19 protein-coding genes are annotated in these 15,352 nt (G+C 49.1%); 7 read left to right on the forward strand and 12 right to left on the reverse strand.

Features of this window, described 5'->3' with window-relative positions:
• Positions 1-10: 10 nt before the first annotated feature.
• Positions 11-220 carry a hypothetical protein gene (locus MKZ07_RS12185; protein ID WP_076154406.1) on the reverse strand — a complete coding sequence of 70 codons (210 nt, stop codon included), beginning with the start codon at positions 218-220 and terminating at the stop codon, positions 11-13.
• A 182-nt stretch (positions 221-402) separates the two neighbouring features.
• Here MKZ07_RS12185 and MKZ07_RS12190 point away from each other — a divergent pair, with 182 nt between their 5' ends.
• A complete protein-coding gene (locus tag MKZ07_RS12190) occupies positions 403-972 on the forward strand; it encodes a thymidine kinase (protein ID WP_036698342.1) in 570 nt (189 codons plus the stop codon).
• A 72-nt stretch (positions 973-1,044) separates the two neighbouring features.
• On the opposite strand, the gene MKZ07_RS12195 is transcribed toward MKZ07_RS12190, so the two are convergent.
• Both MKZ07_RS12195 and MKZ07_RS12200 read right to left on the reverse strand, forming a co-directional pair.
• Positions 1,045-1,299, reverse strand: a complete 255-nt coding sequence (locus MKZ07_RS12195) for a hypothetical protein (RefSeq protein ID WP_143804210.1) — start codon at positions 1,297-1,299, stop codon at positions 1,045-1,047.
• A 15-nt stretch (positions 1,300-1,314) separates the two neighbouring features.
• Positions 1,315-1,833: a DinB family protein gene (locus MKZ07_RS12200; RefSeq protein WP_341025965.1), complete on the reverse strand. Its 519-nt coding sequence runs from the start codon at positions 1,831-1,833 to the stop codon at positions 1,315-1,317.
• Between the two features lie 137 nt (positions 1,834-1,970).
• On the opposite strand from MKZ07_RS12200, the gene MKZ07_RS12205 reads away from it, so the two are divergent.
• The 4 genes from MKZ07_RS12205 to MKZ07_RS12220 all read left to right on the forward strand — a co-directional run bounded on the left by MKZ07_RS12205 (position 1,971) and on the right by MKZ07_RS12220 (position 4,011).
• Complete coding sequence (locus MKZ07_RS12205) at positions 1,971-2,636, forward strand: hypothetical protein (protein WP_341025967.1); 666 nt, start codon at positions 1,971-1,973, stop codon at positions 2,634-2,636.
• Positions 2,617-3,138 (forward strand): accessory gene regulator ArgB-like protein, encoded by a 522-nt coding sequence (locus MKZ07_RS12210; protein ID WP_084649023.1) that lies wholly within the window; start codon positions 2,617-2,619, stop codon positions 3,136-3,138. Before MKZ07_RS12205 ends, MKZ07_RS12210 begins: the two co-directional genes overlap by 20 nt.
• A gap of 142 nt (positions 3,139-3,280) precedes the next feature.
• Complete coding sequence (locus MKZ07_RS12215; RefSeq protein ID WP_036698352.1) at positions 3,281-3,616, forward strand: LytTR family DNA-binding domain-containing protein; 336 nt, start codon at positions 3,281-3,283, stop codon at positions 3,614-3,616.
• A 221-nt stretch (positions 3,617-3,837) separates the two neighbouring features.
• Positions 3,838-4,011: a sporulation histidine kinase inhibitor Sda gene (locus tag MKZ07_RS12220; RefSeq protein WP_083677725.1), complete on the forward strand. Its 174-nt coding sequence runs from the start codon at positions 3,838-3,840 to the stop codon at positions 4,009-4,011.
• A 102-nt stretch (positions 4,012-4,113) separates the two neighbouring features.
• Here MKZ07_RS12220 and MKZ07_RS12225 read toward each other — a convergent pair whose 3' ends face one another.
• The gene (locus MKZ07_RS12225; protein ID WP_036698353.1) at positions 4,114-4,422 is read right to left on the reverse strand and encodes a hypothetical protein; all 309 of its coding nucleotides are present in this window, start codon (positions 4,420-4,422) and stop codon (positions 4,114-4,116) included.
• A 119-nt stretch (positions 4,423-4,541) separates the two neighbouring features.
• Positions 4,542-5,201, reverse strand: coding sequence for a helix-turn-helix domain-containing protein (locus tag MKZ07_RS12230; RefSeq protein ID WP_036698355.1), 660 nt, complete (start codon positions 5,199-5,201; stop codon positions 4,542-4,544).
• A 237-nt stretch (positions 5,202-5,438) separates the two neighbouring features.
• Here MKZ07_RS12230 and MKZ07_RS12235 point away from each other — a divergent pair, with 237 nt between their 5' ends.
• On the forward strand, positions 5,439-5,810 hold the full coding sequence (locus MKZ07_RS12235) for a hypothetical protein (protein ID WP_036698357.1): 372 nt from the start codon (positions 5,439-5,441) through the stop codon (positions 5,808-5,810).
• An 18-nt stretch (positions 5,811-5,828) separates the two neighbouring features.
• Positions 5,829-6,656 carry a FlxA-like family protein gene (locus tag MKZ07_RS12240; protein ID WP_036698359.1) on the forward strand — a complete coding sequence of 276 codons (828 nt, stop codon included), beginning with the start codon at positions 5,829-5,831 and terminating at the stop codon, positions 6,654-6,656.
• A 738-nt stretch (positions 6,657-7,394) separates the two neighbouring features.
• Here MKZ07_RS12240 and spo0A read toward each other — a convergent pair.
• The 7 genes from spo0A to dxs all read right to left on the reverse strand — a co-directional run bounded on the left by spo0A (position 7,395) and on the right by dxs (position 15,343).
• The gene (gene spo0A / locus MKZ07_RS12245; protein ID WP_036698363.1) at positions 7,395-8,213 is read right to left on the reverse strand and encodes a sporulation transcription factor Spo0A; all 819 of its coding nucleotides are present in this window, start codon (positions 8,211-8,213) and stop codon (positions 7,395-7,397) included.
• Positions 8,214-8,410: 197 nt separating this feature from the next.
• Positions 8,411-9,544, reverse strand: coding sequence for a SpoIVB peptidase (spoIVB, locus tag MKZ07_RS12250; RefSeq protein WP_341025973.1), 1,134 nt, complete (start codon positions 9,542-9,544; stop codon positions 8,411-8,413).
• A gap of 114 nt (positions 9,545-9,658) precedes the next feature.
• Positions 9,659-11,386 carry a DNA repair protein RecN gene (gene recN / locus MKZ07_RS12255; protein ID WP_036698368.1) on the reverse strand — a complete coding sequence of 576 codons (1,728 nt, stop codon included), beginning with the start codon at positions 11,384-11,386 and terminating at the stop codon, positions 9,659-9,661.
• Positions 11,387-11,435: 49 nt separating this feature from the next.
• Positions 11,436-11,885 (reverse strand): transcriptional regulator AhrC/ArgR, encoded by a 450-nt coding sequence (ahrC, locus tag MKZ07_RS12260; protein ID WP_036698370.1) that lies wholly within the window; start codon positions 11,883-11,885, stop codon positions 11,436-11,438.
• A 26-nt stretch (positions 11,886-11,911) separates the two neighbouring features.
• Positions 11,912-12,382, reverse strand: a complete 471-nt coding sequence (locus tag MKZ07_RS12265) for a hypothetical protein (protein ID WP_235218507.1) — start codon at positions 12,380-12,382, stop codon at positions 11,912-11,914.
• 123 nt (positions 12,383-12,505) lie between these two features.
• Positions 12,506-13,396 carry a TlyA family RNA methyltransferase gene (locus tag MKZ07_RS12270; protein ID WP_036698375.1) on the reverse strand — a complete coding sequence of 297 codons (891 nt, stop codon included), beginning with the start codon at positions 13,394-13,396 and terminating at the stop codon, positions 12,506-12,508.
• Positions 13,397-13,438: 42 nt separating this feature from the next.
• Positions 13,439-15,343 carry a 1-deoxy-D-xylulose-5-phosphate synthase gene (dxs, locus tag MKZ07_RS12275; protein WP_036698377.1) on the reverse strand — a complete coding sequence of 635 codons (1,905 nt, stop codon included), beginning with the start codon at positions 15,341-15,343 and terminating at the stop codon, positions 13,439-13,441.
• Positions 15,344-15,352: the final 9 nt, after the last annotated feature.

Genomic DNA, 15,352 nt, shown 5'->3' on the forward strand with positions numbered 1-15,352 from the left:
CCCCATTTGCTTATTCGTAGAGCGCATCCCGCAGGCGGGTAGACATGGCAGAGCCCTGTCCCGACTTCAAAATGACCCGGCGCAGTGCCTTGTTGCTGCGGTTCAGCTCAGTGAGCTCGGCCAGCATGTCTTCCAGTAAATTCTCCGTACCCGGGATAAGCTCCCCCTTCTCCCGCAGTGCATGGATCCGTTCCTTGTATTGCTCCAATTTCTCTGTCACCTGACTAACTTCCCTTCTGTTCACTATATTCTCCTGCTGAAGACACAATTGCGTTCATTATAGCACATCCCGGGCGGAAACAATGTTTGCACTGGCTACTCCGGCCCCGAGTATGATACTCTAGTAAGGTCGATTTTTTGGTCGTGTAGCAGATTAGCTGAACAGTGAAAGGATAGATGGACGTGGCACAATTATTTTTCAGGTATGGAGCTATGAACAGCGGCAAATCCATTGAGATTCTCAAGGTTGCCCATAATTATGAAGAGCAGGGCAAGTCGGTGCTCCTCTTCACACCTTCCATTGATAACCGGGATGAAGTAGGATACATCTCCTCCCGGATCGGACTGCGCAAGCAGGCCATTCCGATTGATGAGCATACAGATATGTACAGCATCGTCAAAAATAGTCTGCCGAAGCCCCACTGTGTGCTGATCGACGAGTGCCAGTTCCTGAGCAAGGACTGCATCCTGCAGCTGGTGCGTATTGTGGATGAGCTGGACATTCCGGTGATGGCCTTCGGCCTCAAAAACGATTTCCAGAACAATCTGTTCGAAGGCAGCAAATATATGCTGATCTACGCTGACAAGATTGAAGAAATGAAGACCATCTGCTGGTTCTGCGCACGGAAAGCCACCATGGCGCTGCGCGTCGAGAACGGAAAGCCGGTATACAGCGGCAAACAGATCCAGATAGGCGGCAATGAAGCCTATTACCCGGTCTGCCGTAAATGCCACAAGAATCCTCCATTGTAAAATACCCTAATATACAACATTAAAACGCACTCCAGCCCTAATCCGGCCGGAATGCGTTGTTTGTTCTCCCGTCTATTGAACCGCTTGAAGCGCCTTATGTTCATCCTCCTTGCGGACGAACAGTTCATACTGTATCGTAGCCTTTCCGCCGAAGTTAGCACGCCGTGTCGTCTCTCTCATCCCGCCGTTAATCCGGGAACGGTGCGGGATGCCCTCTGCCGCAAGGCCGCTTTTGACCCGGAAATATTGTCCCTGATCGAAAGTAGTGTACACTAATGTGCGCTCCCTCGGGACGAAGAAGTGCCAGAAGCCTCTAAGTAAGCCCACATGCGTCACCTCCCTTTAGTTCAGATAACGTTCATTAAGAATCCGCAGATGATGCCGCTCATGTCCGATGATCAGACAGAGCTGCGCACGCACAGACATGGCAATCCCGCCAAAATTCCCTGTACGGGCATATACGTCCTCCGCAAGACTATCTGCCAGCGCCAAGGTGGACTCCCGGACGATCCGGTAGTGCGCAATCATCTCTTGCAGCGTGAAGCGGTCGAACGCCCCGGCAGCCGCATAATCATTCTCCTCATAGCCGGGCAACGGCGCCTGCTCCCCCCTCGCAAAACAAAGCAACCGGTAAGACATAATGCGGTCATTATCCGTCAGATGCCCTAGCATCTCCTTGATACTCCACTTCCCCGGGGCATAGCGGTAGGCTCCTTGCTCTTCTGTCAGCCCGCCAAGCAAAGTCAGCACCTGCTGAGTCTGCTCTCTTAGAATGACGCTCAGCTCTCCTTCGGGCGGCACCAATGTAATATATCTGGACTGAAATTCGGTGTACTCCCCTTGCGCAGGACGCTGATTCATGGTAAAAACCCCTCTCCAATCCAATTTTTAAGAAATATTTGCCGGAATGTGTCAAAACCTGTTGTTGTATCCTAGCCTATTATGTATAATATCACCAGGATTACAGATTTGTTAATCTATCTCCCGGGAGTGTAAGCATGCTGGATTTTGTGCTTTATATGGTGTTTTCTATCTTGGAAGCATACGCTATGTTTTATTTAGCTTTCAAAGTTTTTAAGATTGATGTTTTCCATATAGAAATGATATTTGCAAGTTTTATAATGGCATTCCTTTCATTTGTAATTCGTGTGAACTATTCTTGGGTAGAGTTAGACATAATTGTACAATATCTCTTAATTTTTTGTTTCTTATGGCTACTTTTTAGAATTCATATATTTTATTCAGCAATACTTACAGGCATGACCTACCAAGCTTACACATTTATTCAGTTAATTTACGCACTAATATTTAATAAATTCGGTTTATTATCAAGTCAAACATTCTACGGCTTAGATATTACTACGTATTTTTTGCAATTCCTCACAGCTTTGACTGCTATAATAACAGGTTATTATGTTGGATATAAGCGTAAAGGATTTGATTATGTTCCAGATAAACCCAATGGGATTGTCATAATTAGCAAACGCGAAAAAATACTTTTCATTCTAAATTTACCAACTGTAGCAGTTGTAATTTCTATTATGCATCTATTTGATTCTGGTTACTTTCTGGCTCTACCAGTTATATATTTCACCCTTATGTTTTGTTATATTTACTTATCTTATACGAAGGACAGAAGCGGTCATGAATATATTAAGCAATAAAATTGCTTCAATTATTAAACAAACGAATCCTCAGGAGACTAGCTCTATTGAAATTATGCAATATTCCCTTAATATAATTTTAAACAGCTTGGTCATTATCATATCATCCTTGCTCATTGGATGGTTTACAGGAAGTGTTGGAGAAACCGCAATTGTTCTTTTTGGCTTTGCCTTTCTAAGATTTATGTCTGGCGGTAAGCATCTTAAGACTGCAACAGCCTGTAATGCCATATCTATCACATTATGTTCATCCCTACCACACCTTTCTTTTTTAATCGAGAATCAATTGTGGATAATTAATTTATCCTCATTTATTATTATGCTTATTTTTGCACCTAATCCTGATGCCAATGTAAGAATCCCTCTACGCATTTATCCATTCTTGAAGGTGATTTCCTTAATGATGGTAACATCAAATTTCTTCATTTGTTCGTCTGTCCTCGGATTGGCTTTCTTTGCTCAATCCTTAACAGTAATATCTTTACCTAAAAGGAGGGTCTGAATTGAAACAGAAACTAGCACGCATTGCATCCAAAGCCCTGACATCATCAGCCCATGTATTTGCTTCAGTACTAAAATCTTGGATTCACAGTCCGGAAGCACCAAAAGAATTACGTAAGTAATTACACAAGGATGGGGAGTACATGCGTGTCTTACTAAACGACGGCTCTTCCCGCAGTATCCGGGAGGAGGAGATATTGTATTTCTCTAACCACAAGAATACGATATTCGTCCATACGAAAGAAGGCGAATTTGTTCTCCCTACCACTCTTTCCGATTTGTATGCAGCTTACGGAGGCATGGGCTTTGAACGTCTTGACCGCAGCAATGTAGTCAACATTGGCAATATTGACGGTTATGATCCGGAACGGAAGATTGTTCTGTTCAATCAAGGGGAACAATTTGCTACTGTATCAGAGTCCAATGAAACACGTATCCGCAGATTTCTAGCTTCAAGGAAAAACGAATCACCGTCATAGACTAGCAGCGATCCTCCAAAAAGAGGGTCGCTGCTTTTTTATAATCATATACGGCTACAAATTCAATCATTATCACATATTATCCAACATATGTAAAGTAAAATTCACAGGGCGAATACCAGCAGACGGATTATATTCCAGATGGTACCATTTACATAGAAGCATTTCATTAATATCTTAATTATCTTTCCCAACACTCTCAACCATGATGGAGGAATACAATGGAAACTTACTTTCATCCTTCTCCGCGCCCCTCATCACTTGAGCAATTGTCTGACGAACAATTAATGAACATCTACGAATTGGCGCTGGAAGCCAAGGCTTCGCCAGATTTTATCCAGATAATCAGGAACGTCCTCACTACGCGGAATATTTCAAAAACCCAACATCATTAGCATGCGAAGCTCTCCTTCCATAAGATATACTTGCACAGACGCCAAAAAACCATCCTCCACAGACAGTGCGGGGATGGTTTTTGGTGTGTAACAAACTTTTGTCTACTCGATAATTTCGGTCTTGAACACGTTCTCCAGCTTACCGCCGAGGCGCTTTTTCAGGGGAACCTTGATGTCGCGTCCCAGCTCTTTGAAGAAGGTCTCTGCGTCACATTTAACGTTCTGAGCCATGGCAATGACGGTTCCATCGGCAACGATATTCTGATTCACTTCTAGCGGCACATCTACTTCGATATCGTATTTTTTGGTCAGTGTCTTGATGTATCGTGCAAAAATCTCCAACAGCTCTTCGTTGTTGAAATTCTCGATCGCAGCTTTTCCTTTGCTGGTAAACTTCATATTGATTCTCATGTTTCTTATCCCCTTTTCTGTCTAACCATTTGTAGTTTGTTTATGGATCAAGATGAATAGATGGCTGCAAGAAAGGGCAACATTATTCATTTTGGAAGCACGTTATGCCGGGCCCTTCTTTACTTGTACACGCCCTTGATCTGTTGTACTTTGAACTGGGTGAATTCCTTCAAGGCCTGAATAACCTGGTCTTGTTCCTCTTCCTTCAGCTCATAAATACCTTCACGCAGCCATTCTCCGAATAAGTAAGCCTGACGCCCCTGGCGCGGCTGCCTGCGGAGGCTATCCAGACTTCCCTCGAATATATCGTTCAGCACATCGGTCAGGTTGTACTTCTCGATCTTCTCTATAACCATTCCTGCCCCATATTCCGTCTCATAAACGATTACCTCTTCAGAATCAAAGGAAACATATGACGTTTCTTTGTCTTCCTTCGCCCGGAATTCCTTCAGCTTGTTGAACGCCGTCTCGTAAATGTAGTCTTGGGACTGATTATGCTTAGGTAGCTTGTAGCCCTGTTTCAGGGTCTTGATGTACTCAATATCAGGCATATAGTCGGCCAAATGATACATCCGGTTCTTGAGATCCCCTCCGAGTGCTTCAATGATCTTATCCAGGTTATCCTTAAGCGGGATACTCTCTCCCCGTTCAATCTTGCTGAGCTGTGAATAGCTGATGCCGCTCTTCTCTTCCAGCCCCCTGAGGGTTAACCCGCGGGCCTTCCTGAAGTGCCGGATGAAATTCCCCAGCTCATCGGGGTAATTATCGAAATCGTTCATAAGAGCCACCTCTACCTATATCATAACACAAGACAACAATTTGTGTTTCATAATAACAATTGTTTGTGTAAATTCTTTGGATCAGAATCGTAAAAACCTCCACATCCCCTTAATTTCTGGAGTTAATTCCCATAAATGAGAGCCGTTCCGATCCGTTTTCCTTATTCTCTCAAATACACCCCGATCTTATCCGATATTAACTAATGTAAACTTAATACCACAATTGGAGGAATGTTCATGTCTTACACAATGGAAGTCAATATTGCAAAAAACCAGGTAATCGTCAAAGCCTACGGCCTGACTGAGAGTGATGTACCCGCCTACATAGCAGATTTTGAAAATGCTCTGAAGCAGCTGAAGCCGGGCTTTACCGGAGTAACCGATGTGACAGGTTCCCCAACTGTGCTAGCGCCTGAAGTAGCCGCAATGCTCGCCCCGACCGGTGACCGAGCGATAGAAGCAGGGGTAGGCGGCTGGGTATACGTCGCAGACTCCCCGGTCTGGAAAATGCAAATGAAAAGACTGTTCGGCAAATTCGCCGTGCATTACCCTACATATCAAGAAGCCGATGCTTACCTTAGCAGCCTGGGCAACCAGTCCGTTAATTAGTTTGGAGGAGGAATTCTCTTGTTACCCATCTCTTCAACTTCTTCACCGGGCGCTATCTCCGTTACGGGTACCAGCAATCAGTCCCAAGCCAGATCCCGCGACAAAGAAATTCAAAGCCTGATCAAACAAAAGGCCAATCTGAACGAACAGGTTGCGGCCATTAACTCCAATGAGAACTTGGACAAAAAACTGAAACAAGAGCGCGTACAAGCACTGAAAGCCTCTATCCAGGAGGTAGATTCGCAGATCACACAGATCAAAGCTGAGGAAATGCAGGAAAAGATGGAGAACAGCAAAGCCAAAACTACCAAGACCCAATCCACCGAGACGGCTTCATATTCAACTAACCCTAATTCGGATTCGATGCATGCGATTATCTCAAGCAGTATCACATATGACCGTATGGGGAAGCTGGTTAACCTTGGGAAGCAGCTGGACAACCAGACCAAGCCTATACAGAGTGAGATCAAGCTGGAGAGAGACCGTCTGGCCAACAATCCCACACATGATATCGGACGGCCCTACATGCTGGAGAATGCCGAACGTGTAGTGCTACAGACCAAGCGGGAGAAGATCCTGGATATGAAGTCCACCATCCACAGGATCAACAGCAAGATTTCGGAGTTAGCTTCAGAATTGCGGGAAGACAGCAGTGCGGCTGCACAGAACAATAATGTTCCAAGCTCACTCTCCCGGATTACAGATGACAGCGATGAGATCAATTCCTCCAACCCTTCTGCCAAAAGTAAACAATCCAACAGCCCCGCAGACAAGGACGCTCCTGGAGCCGCCAACCCGGTAACCAGCGCCACCCCAGCTTCACCTTCGCTGGATATTATGGTGTGACTGCACATGTACAAAACCGTTCCTTACCGGAACGGTTTTTACTTTGTTTACGAATTCACCACATATAATGACCCAGGTGTTTTTTGTTATTCCTTAATACCCCGGCCAAGGATGCCGCACACAATATAATATAGAGTCCCAGGAAAACCGGCATGGACAGGAATCCCTTACGCTCAACAATTCCCATTCCAATAAAAGTCATCCCTAATATGAGATAAGGCAGGACCATCCCTCTTTGGAAAGACGCCCGCTCCTCCTTACTCAAACTATCCCTAACATATTGCCGAAGGAACACATCTAGTCCGAAAAAATGACAAGCCGCTTGTGTGAGCATCCAGATCCCTAAAAAAATCTGCGCTATGATTTCTCCCACCTCCTTTGCTTATCCCTTTATTATAAACTAAAAAAGCCACTCGAATGAAGGAGTGGCTTGAACGTTGCATATTATTTATCATCATGATGCTTCTACTCAATGAGGACTGTCTCAGCATCATCCGCTTTTTAGCCACATATTTGTAGCCGTTTTTCGCATACGTTCTGAAGTTTTTATTCATTTCAAGACGGGTGCTCCCGCCTATCTGTCGTCAATTAGAGATTGTCTGTTTTCGATTACATTCCCATTTATTCACATACATCCGACCTGGGTTCAGTGAAACAAAATACCACTTGCTATTGGGGAATATAATTTCCCATTAGCAAGTGGTATTTATTATTATGCTATTCCTGCCCCTAACCCTTTCAAGACACCTTATGCTCAATCCGCAGCTTGTCGGCGACCATGGCAATAAATTCCGAGTTAGTTGGCTTGGATTTGGAGATATTAATGGTATAGCCGAACAGGTGGGAGATGCTGTCGATATTGCCACGGGTCCAGGCGACTTCAATCGCGTGGCGGATGGCGCGTTCTACGCGGGAAGGCGTGGTCTTGAACTTCTCGGCTATAGCCGGATACAGCGTCTTGGTGATGGCACCAAGGATCTCAATGTTGTTATAGACCATGGTGATGGCTTCACGCAGGTACTGGTAGCCTTTGATATGTGCAGGGACGCCGATTTCATGAATGATTGACGTAATATTCGCATCCAGGTTCTTGCCCTTGGACAGCGGAACCACATTACTGGAAGATCTGGAAGAAGAATAGCCGGACATGTTACCGGAAGTGCTCATGCTGCCCTGCGTACCGACCAGCTGGCGCACACGGTTCGCCAGAACCTCCATGTCAAACGGTTTCAGAATATAATAAGAGGCTCCAAGCTGAACGGCTCTCTGCGTAATATTCTCCTGGCCGAAAGCGGTCAGCATAATGATCTTGGGCTGCGGGTTCAGATCCATATCACGCAGGCGTTCAAGTACGCCGAGGCCGTCCAGATGCGGCATAATGATATCAAGAATAAGGACATCAGGGATCTTGCGTGCTCCGCTGAGCATCTGTAGTACCTCTTCCCCATTATAGGCAATGCCTGTCACGGTCATATCTTCTTGTTCAGTAATGTACTCTGCGAGCAAGTTCGTGAACTCCCTGTTATCATCGGCCAACAACACTTCAATATTCTGCACTGGCTGCTTCCTCCTTATATATCTGCTATTCAGAAAATAATGATCATCTTCTCTCCCTATAACTTTCGACATCAGATTTGAATATCCTTCTGTCGAAAATTATTTTTCTTTATTTTTTTTCGGTGTTGATTTATAATTGAATATTTTATTTCAGGTTTCGAGGATAATCGCTGCCCTTCGACAAAAAAATCTTAAGGCTAAACCGCCTTAAGATTGTATTGAAGCTCCTGATCCTGTTGAACCACACCGGAGTCCCTAAGCATCCACTCAATGAAGCAGCCATACCCTGACTTGGGATCATTGACGAATACATGGGTCACTGCACCGATCAGACGGCCGTTCTGGACAATCGGGCTACCGCTCATCCCCTGGACAATCCCTCCGGTCTTATCGAGCAGACGGGGGTCGGTGATGCGCAGCACCATGCCCTTCGTAGCAGGGGTCTGCTGACGGGCGACATGGATGATCTCTACGTTGAAGCGTTCGACCTGTTGACCATCGACGACAGTAAGAATCTGTGCGGGACCTTCCTTCACTTCAGTGCTCATGGCCACCGGAATCGGCTCCTGATACAGGCTGTGCTCAGGATTACGGGTCATTTTACCGAATATTCCGAAATCCGTGTTACTCTCCACATTCCCGAGAACCTGGCTTTCTTTCAGAAAACGAGCCCGTTTCTCCCCCGGATCGCCATCCTGGCTCTTGGAGATCGAAGTGACGCTGGACTGCACGATATGCCCGCTGCCGACCACAATCGGCGTACCTGTGTTCATGTCAGTGATGACATGCCCAAGGGCCCCGTACACACCCTGCTTCGGGGCATAGAAAGTGAGTGTCCCTACACCTGCTGCGGAATCACGGATGTAGAGCCCGAGCCGCCATACCTTGTCTGTGCGGTCATACGTGGGCTTCAGCTGAGCTGTGTGCTCTTTACCGCCGCGTTTGTAGATGATGCTTAAGGAATCATTGCTTTTGCCGGCCTCTTCGACCAGCCTTGCTACCTTCGATACCTCGTCCAGCTTCACCCCGTTGATGGAGATCATGAGATCGCCGGGCAGGATGCCGCTATTCTCGCCGGGTGAAATCTTGGACTGCTCCGATACTTCAATCAGATGATGACCTACAACCAGCACGCCTGCCGACTTCACCTTCACGCCAATCGTCTGACCTCCGGGGATGACCTTAAGTTCATTCTCGGTTCCCTGTACCGCCGTAAGCGGCTGATGTTCAAGCGGTGCTGCGTGGATCTGTGAGGGTCCCGTTATGCCTGATAAACTGAGAAAGAAGGCAAATAAAAGGCCGGGCATTAACTTCCTGAGGTTAGGCTTCAATGGCTGTCACACTCCCTTTTGCTTCTTTCGCTTGACGAAAAAGGTGGTCGCCAATTGCGTACCTATAAGATAACCTTGCCCCCAGGCTTTTATTACTGTCAATCATTGTCCCGCTTAGCTTGCAGCTGCCTTGCTGGCCTCGGCCAGACCCAGCATCTCCTGTGCGTGATGCAATGTTTTTTCGGTAATTTCCACACCGCCCAGCATCCGGGCCAGCTCCATTACGCGGCCTTCGGCCGAGAGGGAGTCCACCTCAGTCATCGTGCGTCCGTCTTCGACTTTTTTGGCAATCAGGTATTGATGATCCGCCATACAGGCCACCTGCGGCAGGTGGGTAATGGAGAACACCTGGCAGGTGGAGGACAGCTTATACAGCTTGTCCGCGATGGACTGGGCCGCACGTCCGCTGACCCCGGTATCCACCTCATCGAAGATAAGGACTGGAATCGCATCATGCCGCGCAAAAATACTCTTCATTGCCAGCATAATCCGCGATAGCTCTCCACCGGAGGCGATCTTGCCTAGCGGACGCAGCGGCTCGCCGGGATTCGGGGAGATCATGAATTCAGCGCTGTCGATCCCCTGCCGGGTCAGACGGTACCGCCGTCCCTGATACTCCATGCCGCGCGGATCTTCGAGCGTCTCCATCTTCACCTGGAGTGAGGTCCGTTCCATCTGCAGATCCTTCAGCTCTCCCTCGACCTGTGAAGCAAGATCCGTCGCACACTGCCGCCGCGCTCCGCTCAGAGCTTCGGCTGACTCCATTAAGATATGAAGCAGACCATCGCGTTTGGCCGTTAATTTCAGGATATATTCGTCTTTATTCTCCAGAAGATCCGTCTCCCGCTCAATCTGCTGATAATACTCCAGAATCTGCTCTACGCTATCCCCGTATTTACGACGCAAGCCAGTAATCTGGTCCAGACGGTTCTCAATATCATCCAGCCGCGCCGGATTGAATTCGATCTCTTCACGGTAGTCGCGCAGCTGAAACGCCGCATCCTCCAGCTGGTAATACGCCGACTGCAATTGCTCGAAGACTGCCCGCAGACCTTTTTCGTCATACCGCACCGCATCTTCAAGCCTGGAGATTACATTACCAATGGACTCCAGCCCTTGCCTGTCATACAGCAGCTCGTATGCGCCGGATACTGAATCCATCATTTTCTCGCTGTGGGATAGTTTTACCCGTTCTTCGGCAAGTAATTCATCTTCTCCCGGTTTTAGTCCCGCAGCAGAAATTTCCTCCAGCTGAAAACGGTACAAATCCAGCATCTGATACGCCTTTTGGCTGGATTCCTGAAGTTCCCGAAGTTCTTTTTCCACTTTGGCGAAGGCTGTATATTTCTCCTGATAATCTGCCTTGAGCGGTCCGATCACCGCTTCCCCATAGGTATCCAGCAGGCCCAGGTGACGTTCAGCCTTCAACAGGTTCTGATGCTCATGCTGTCCATGAATATTGACCAGTTGCTCCCCGATTTCGCGCAGCATGCTCAGATTGACCATCTGACCGTTCACGCGCGAAGTACTCTTGCCCTGGGAGGTAATCTCCCGGCGGATCACCAGATGCTCCTCACGTTCTGCCCCAATGCCCAGCCGCTCCAGCGTATCCCAGACCGGATGGCTTCCCGGCAGACTGAAAAGCGCTTCCATTTCGGCCTTCTCACACCCGTACCGGATGGAGTCAGCAGAACCGCGTCCCCCGGCAATAAGTGCGAGCGCATCGATGATAATTGATTTCCCGGCACCGGTCTCCCCTGTAAGGACATGGAACCCCGGATAAAAATGCACATCCACCGCCTCAACCACGGCCAGATTGCGTATAGACAATGTCTCTAACACGAATACAGCACCTCCGACAAGATGATTGCCTGTCTGCCCGCAGGCAGAACTACGATATATAGCCCATAATTTGTGAAATGACGTCCTTGCTGTCCTCCGGCTGGCGGCAGATAATCAGGATGGTGTCGTCTCCGGAGATCGTACCCATAATTTGCGGCCAGTCGATATTGTCAATCAGCGCAGCCACAGAATTGGCCGTTCCCGGCAGACATTTCATGACCACAAGATTCGCGGAATAGTCGATTTGTACAAAGTTGTCCACCAGCACCCGCTTCAGCTTCTGGGTGGGGTTGTAACGCTGGTCGGTGGGCAGGGAATACTTGTAACGTCCGTCATCCATCGGTACCTTAATCAGCAGCAATTCTTTGATATCTCGGGATACGGTAGCCTGGGTGACTTGAAAACCCGATTCCCGCAGCGCCTCCACCAGATCATCCTGGGTTTCGATTTCCTTTTGCGAGATAATTTCTCTAATCTTGATATGCCTGTGTCCCTTCATTGTTGCCTCCCGTATTTATATAGTGCTTAACTGGATTCTCCGTCGTCCTTGCCGAAATTAATTACATGAATGTTGGAAGTCACCGTATCCACATAGAGTACCCCGCTGCAATCCGGGTAGATCAGCAGATAGGGGAGGATGTAGTCCCGGAGTCCGCTGCCGGTGAATTCAAGCTCCTTGCGGGGGCGGGACAGGATGACCAGATAGTAATGCTCCTCATTCCTGGTGGCTACGTAATCAATGAACAGCCTGCTGTACATCGGTGCCCCATTCACCTGAAAAGACAGCGGAATCTTCAGCTTCCCGCCGATGACCTCATACCCTGCATCCTCCAGCAGAGCGATGGATGGATGGGACTGAATGACCTTGTTGATCGGCACCCGGTCCTTCATGAAGGACCCCGGAGACCCCTGCAGCCAGATATAGATTCTATAAAGGATAAAGATTGCCGCCGCCAGTCCTATAAGTGCCACTACAGCCTTGTCCGAGCTCGCCACTCCCATCACCTCGGTGAATCTATTCGCGTGCCGGCGGGTAAAATCCTGCTTCTGGCCGACAATCTGCCGCTAATTCCGGTTCGGGGAGACCTATAAAATTGTTATCTTTGCAGCAAAAGAAACTCATCTCTTCGATGAGTTTCCATGGCCCGCAGCGCTGAAGGTTGCATTCGCTTCCTTAATGACGGAGTCGGCAAGCGCGGCGAAATTATTCGGCTGTGCTTCAGCCGCAGAAGTCTCCTGCGCTGAAGGCTGCTCCGCAGCCTCAGCAGGCAGCAGCTTCCAGTGTGCCAGAAATTCGATATTACCTTCCCCCCCGGTAATAGGGGAATACGTCAGTCCTGCAAGCGTGTAGCCCAGTTCGGCTGCCATGGTCAGTACGTTTACCAGCACCTCCCGGTGAACAGCCGGTTCGCGCACGACTCCAGACTTGCCCACCTTCTCGCGGCCGGCTTCGAACTGCGGCTTAATCAGCGCAGCGATATCAGCAGGACGGTTCAGCAGCGCCATAAGCGGCGGCAGGATGATTCTCAGTGAAATGAAGGAGACATCGATACTTGCAAAGTCAGGTACCGGTCCCTTCAAATCTGGCGGGGTCATGTAACGGAAGTTGGTCTGCTCCATTACGGTTACCCGATCATCATTACGCAGGCTCCAGTCGAGCTGGTTATGTCCCACATCGATCGCGTACACATGGGCCACGCCGTTCTGAAGCGCACAATCGGTGAAGCCTCCTGTTGAGGAGCCGATATCCAGCATGTTGCGGCCGGTCAGCCCGATGCCGAACTGCCGTAAGGCCTTCTCCAGCTTCAAGCCGCCGCGGCTGACATAGGGGTGTAGTGCTCCCTTGACTCTGAGGACAGAGCTGCGGAGCACCTTCATCCCCGGCTTTTCAATCCGTTCTTCGTTCGCAAGCACCAGGCCCGCCATGATGGCAGCCTTGGCCTTCTCACGGCTGTCGTAGAAGCCTTGCTCCACCAACAGCACATCAATTCGTTCCTTAGGGTGTTCCATGTTCATCTCCCGATCACTTCGGTCAGCCCTCCGCCCCTACCCTTACGAGGTAGAGGTTGACTTATAGGTATAAGTGCTGAGCCCCTTCATTGACTTAATACGTGCGCATACGGCTTCAACGGTAAGCCCGGTCTCCTGCCGCTGCTCCTTGATGGACCCATGCTCGACGAAAATATCCGGCACTCCCATCAGGTGAACATGTGCATCATATATTTCATGCTCTGCAAAGAACTCCAGCACCGCACTGCCAAGGCCGCCGGCCTGGCTCGCTTCTTCCAGCACCACCATACCCGTTCCGGCATGTGCCAGATCAAGCAGCATGGTATTATCCAGCGGCTTCAGGAAGCGCGCATTGACTACACCGATCTGAATACCTTCACGCTTCAGCACTTCCGCCGCCTCTTCGGCCACCTGAACCATCGGGCCGCAGGCAAGCACGGCATAATCTTCTCCGGGACGCAGACGTTCCCAGGTGCCGATAGGCAGACTGTGCAGCTCAGCATCCAGAGCCACACCCGTGCCGTTAATCCGCGGATAACGGTAAGCAATCGGTCCTTCATTATAGTCCAGCGCCGTCTTCATCATGTGGCGCAGCTCATTCTCATCCTTCGGCATCATAAGCACCATGTTCGGGATATGACGCATAAACGCGATATCGTACACGCCCTGATGGGTCTCCCCGTCTGCGCCGACAAAGCCCGCACGGTCAATGGCGAACATAACATTAGCATTATGGCGGCAAATGTCGTGAACGATCTGATCATAAGCGCGCTGCATGAAGGTGGAGTAGACGGCAAATACCGGCTTCATGCCTTCCATAGCCAAGGCCGCACATAAGGTGGCGGCATGCTGCTCCGCAATCCCGACATCAATCATCCGGTCCGGAAATTCCTTGGCGAACGGGAATAGTCCAGAGCCGCCCGGCATCGCCGGTGTTACGGCAACCAGCCGCTTATCCTGATGCCCCAGCTCGATTAACGTCTGTCCGAAGACTTCCGTGTACATCGGATTGCCGACTGCTTTAAGAACCTGACCGGATTCGATTTTGTAAGGGGAAATTCCGTGCCATTTATAGGAATCGACTTCCGCCGGTTTGTAGCCCTTGCCTTTGGTGGTAAGGACATGCACCAGGACAGGCCCGGATACATTATCCGCCTGATGGAAGGTGTCGATCATCTTCTCCAGATCATGACCGTCCACGGGTCCAAGATAGGTAAATCCGAGTTCTTCGAACAGAACACCGGGTACCAGCATGTTCTTCAGGCCGTCCTTCACATTCTGCGCAGTCTTCGCCAGCCGGCCGCCAATGGCCGGAATTTTCTTCAGCAGGCCTTCGACCTCGTCCTTAGCCCGCAGATAATGACGGTCCGAACGGATCTTGCTCAGATAGTTATGCATCGCTCCTACATTCGGTGCAATGGACATTTCATTGTCGTTCAGGATCACCATGAGCTTGCGGCGCTCATGCCCGATATGGTTCAGCGCTTCAAAGGCCATTCCGCCGGTGAGGGCGCCATCGCCGATAACGGCAATTACCTTATTGTCTTCACCCTTGAGGTCACGGGCCATCGCCATGCCCATTGCCGCAGACAGAGAAGTGCTGCTGTGTCCGGCTTCCCAGACATCATGCTCACTCTCCGAACGTTTGACGAAGCCGCAGAGTCCGCCCTGCTTGCGCAGGGAATCGAACCGGTCCTGACGGCCGGTCAATATCTTGTGGACATACGCCTGATGCCCTACATCATAGATCATCTTATCCCGGGGACTGTCATAGCAGTAATGCAGGGCCAGCGTGAGCTCCACGACTCCCAGATTGGATGCGAGATGTCCCCCTGTTACTGACAGCTTCTCGATCAGAAACTGGCGGATTTCCTCCGCAAGGGCAGCCAGTTCCCCGACTGATAAAGATTTTAGCTCCTGAGGATCATTTATTTGTGGAAGCAGCACGAGTATTCC

This window comes from Paenibacillus sp. FSL P4-0338, from assembly GCF_038002365.1.
In the GTDB taxonomy this organism is placed as follows: Bacteria; Bacillota; Bacilli; order Paenibacillales; family Paenibacillaceae; genus Paenibacillus_AQ.

What these genes read in the sequence shown, in the direction of transcription:
- MKZ07_RS12200 (WP_341025965.1), bottom strand. Translation starts at nt 1,833, where the DNA reads ATGAATCAGCGTCCTGCGCAAGGGGAGTACACCGAATTTCAGTCCAGA.
- MKZ07_RS12205 (WP_341025967.1), top strand. Translation starts at nt 1,971, where the DNA reads ATGCTGGATTTTGTGCTTTATATGGTGTTTTCTATCTTGGAAGCATAC.
- MKZ07_RS12210 (WP_084649023.1), top strand. Translation starts at nt 2,617, where the DNA reads ATGAATATATTAAGCAATAAAATTGCTTCAATTATTAAACAAACGAAT.
- MKZ07_RS12215 (WP_036698352.1), top strand. Translation starts at nt 3,281, where the DNA reads ATGCGTGTCTTACTAAACGACGGCTCTTCCCGCAGTATCCGGGAGGAG.
- MKZ07_RS12220 (WP_083677725.1), top strand. Translation starts at nt 3,838, where the DNA reads ATGGAAACTTACTTTCATCCTTCTCCGCGCCCCTCATCACTTGAGCAA.
- MKZ07_RS12225 (WP_036698353.1), bottom strand. Translation starts at nt 4,422, where the DNA reads ATGAGAATCAATATGAAGTTTACCAGCAAAGGAAAAGCTGCGATCGAG.
- MKZ07_RS12230 (WP_036698355.1), bottom strand. Translation starts at nt 5,201, where the DNA reads ATGAACGATTTCGATAATTACCCCGATGAGCTGGGGAATTTCATCCGG.
- MKZ07_RS12235 (WP_036698357.1), top strand. Translation starts at nt 5,439, where the DNA reads ATGTCTTACACAATGGAAGTCAATATTGCAAAAAACCAGGTAATCGTC.
- ahrC (WP_036698370.1), bottom strand. Translation starts at nt 11,885, where the DNA reads ATGAAGGGACACAGGCATATCAAGATTAGAGAAATTATCTCGCAAAAG.
- MKZ07_RS12270 (WP_036698375.1), bottom strand. Translation starts at nt 13,396, where the DNA reads ATGGAACACCCTAAGGAACGAATTGATGTGCTGTTGGTGGAGCAAGGC.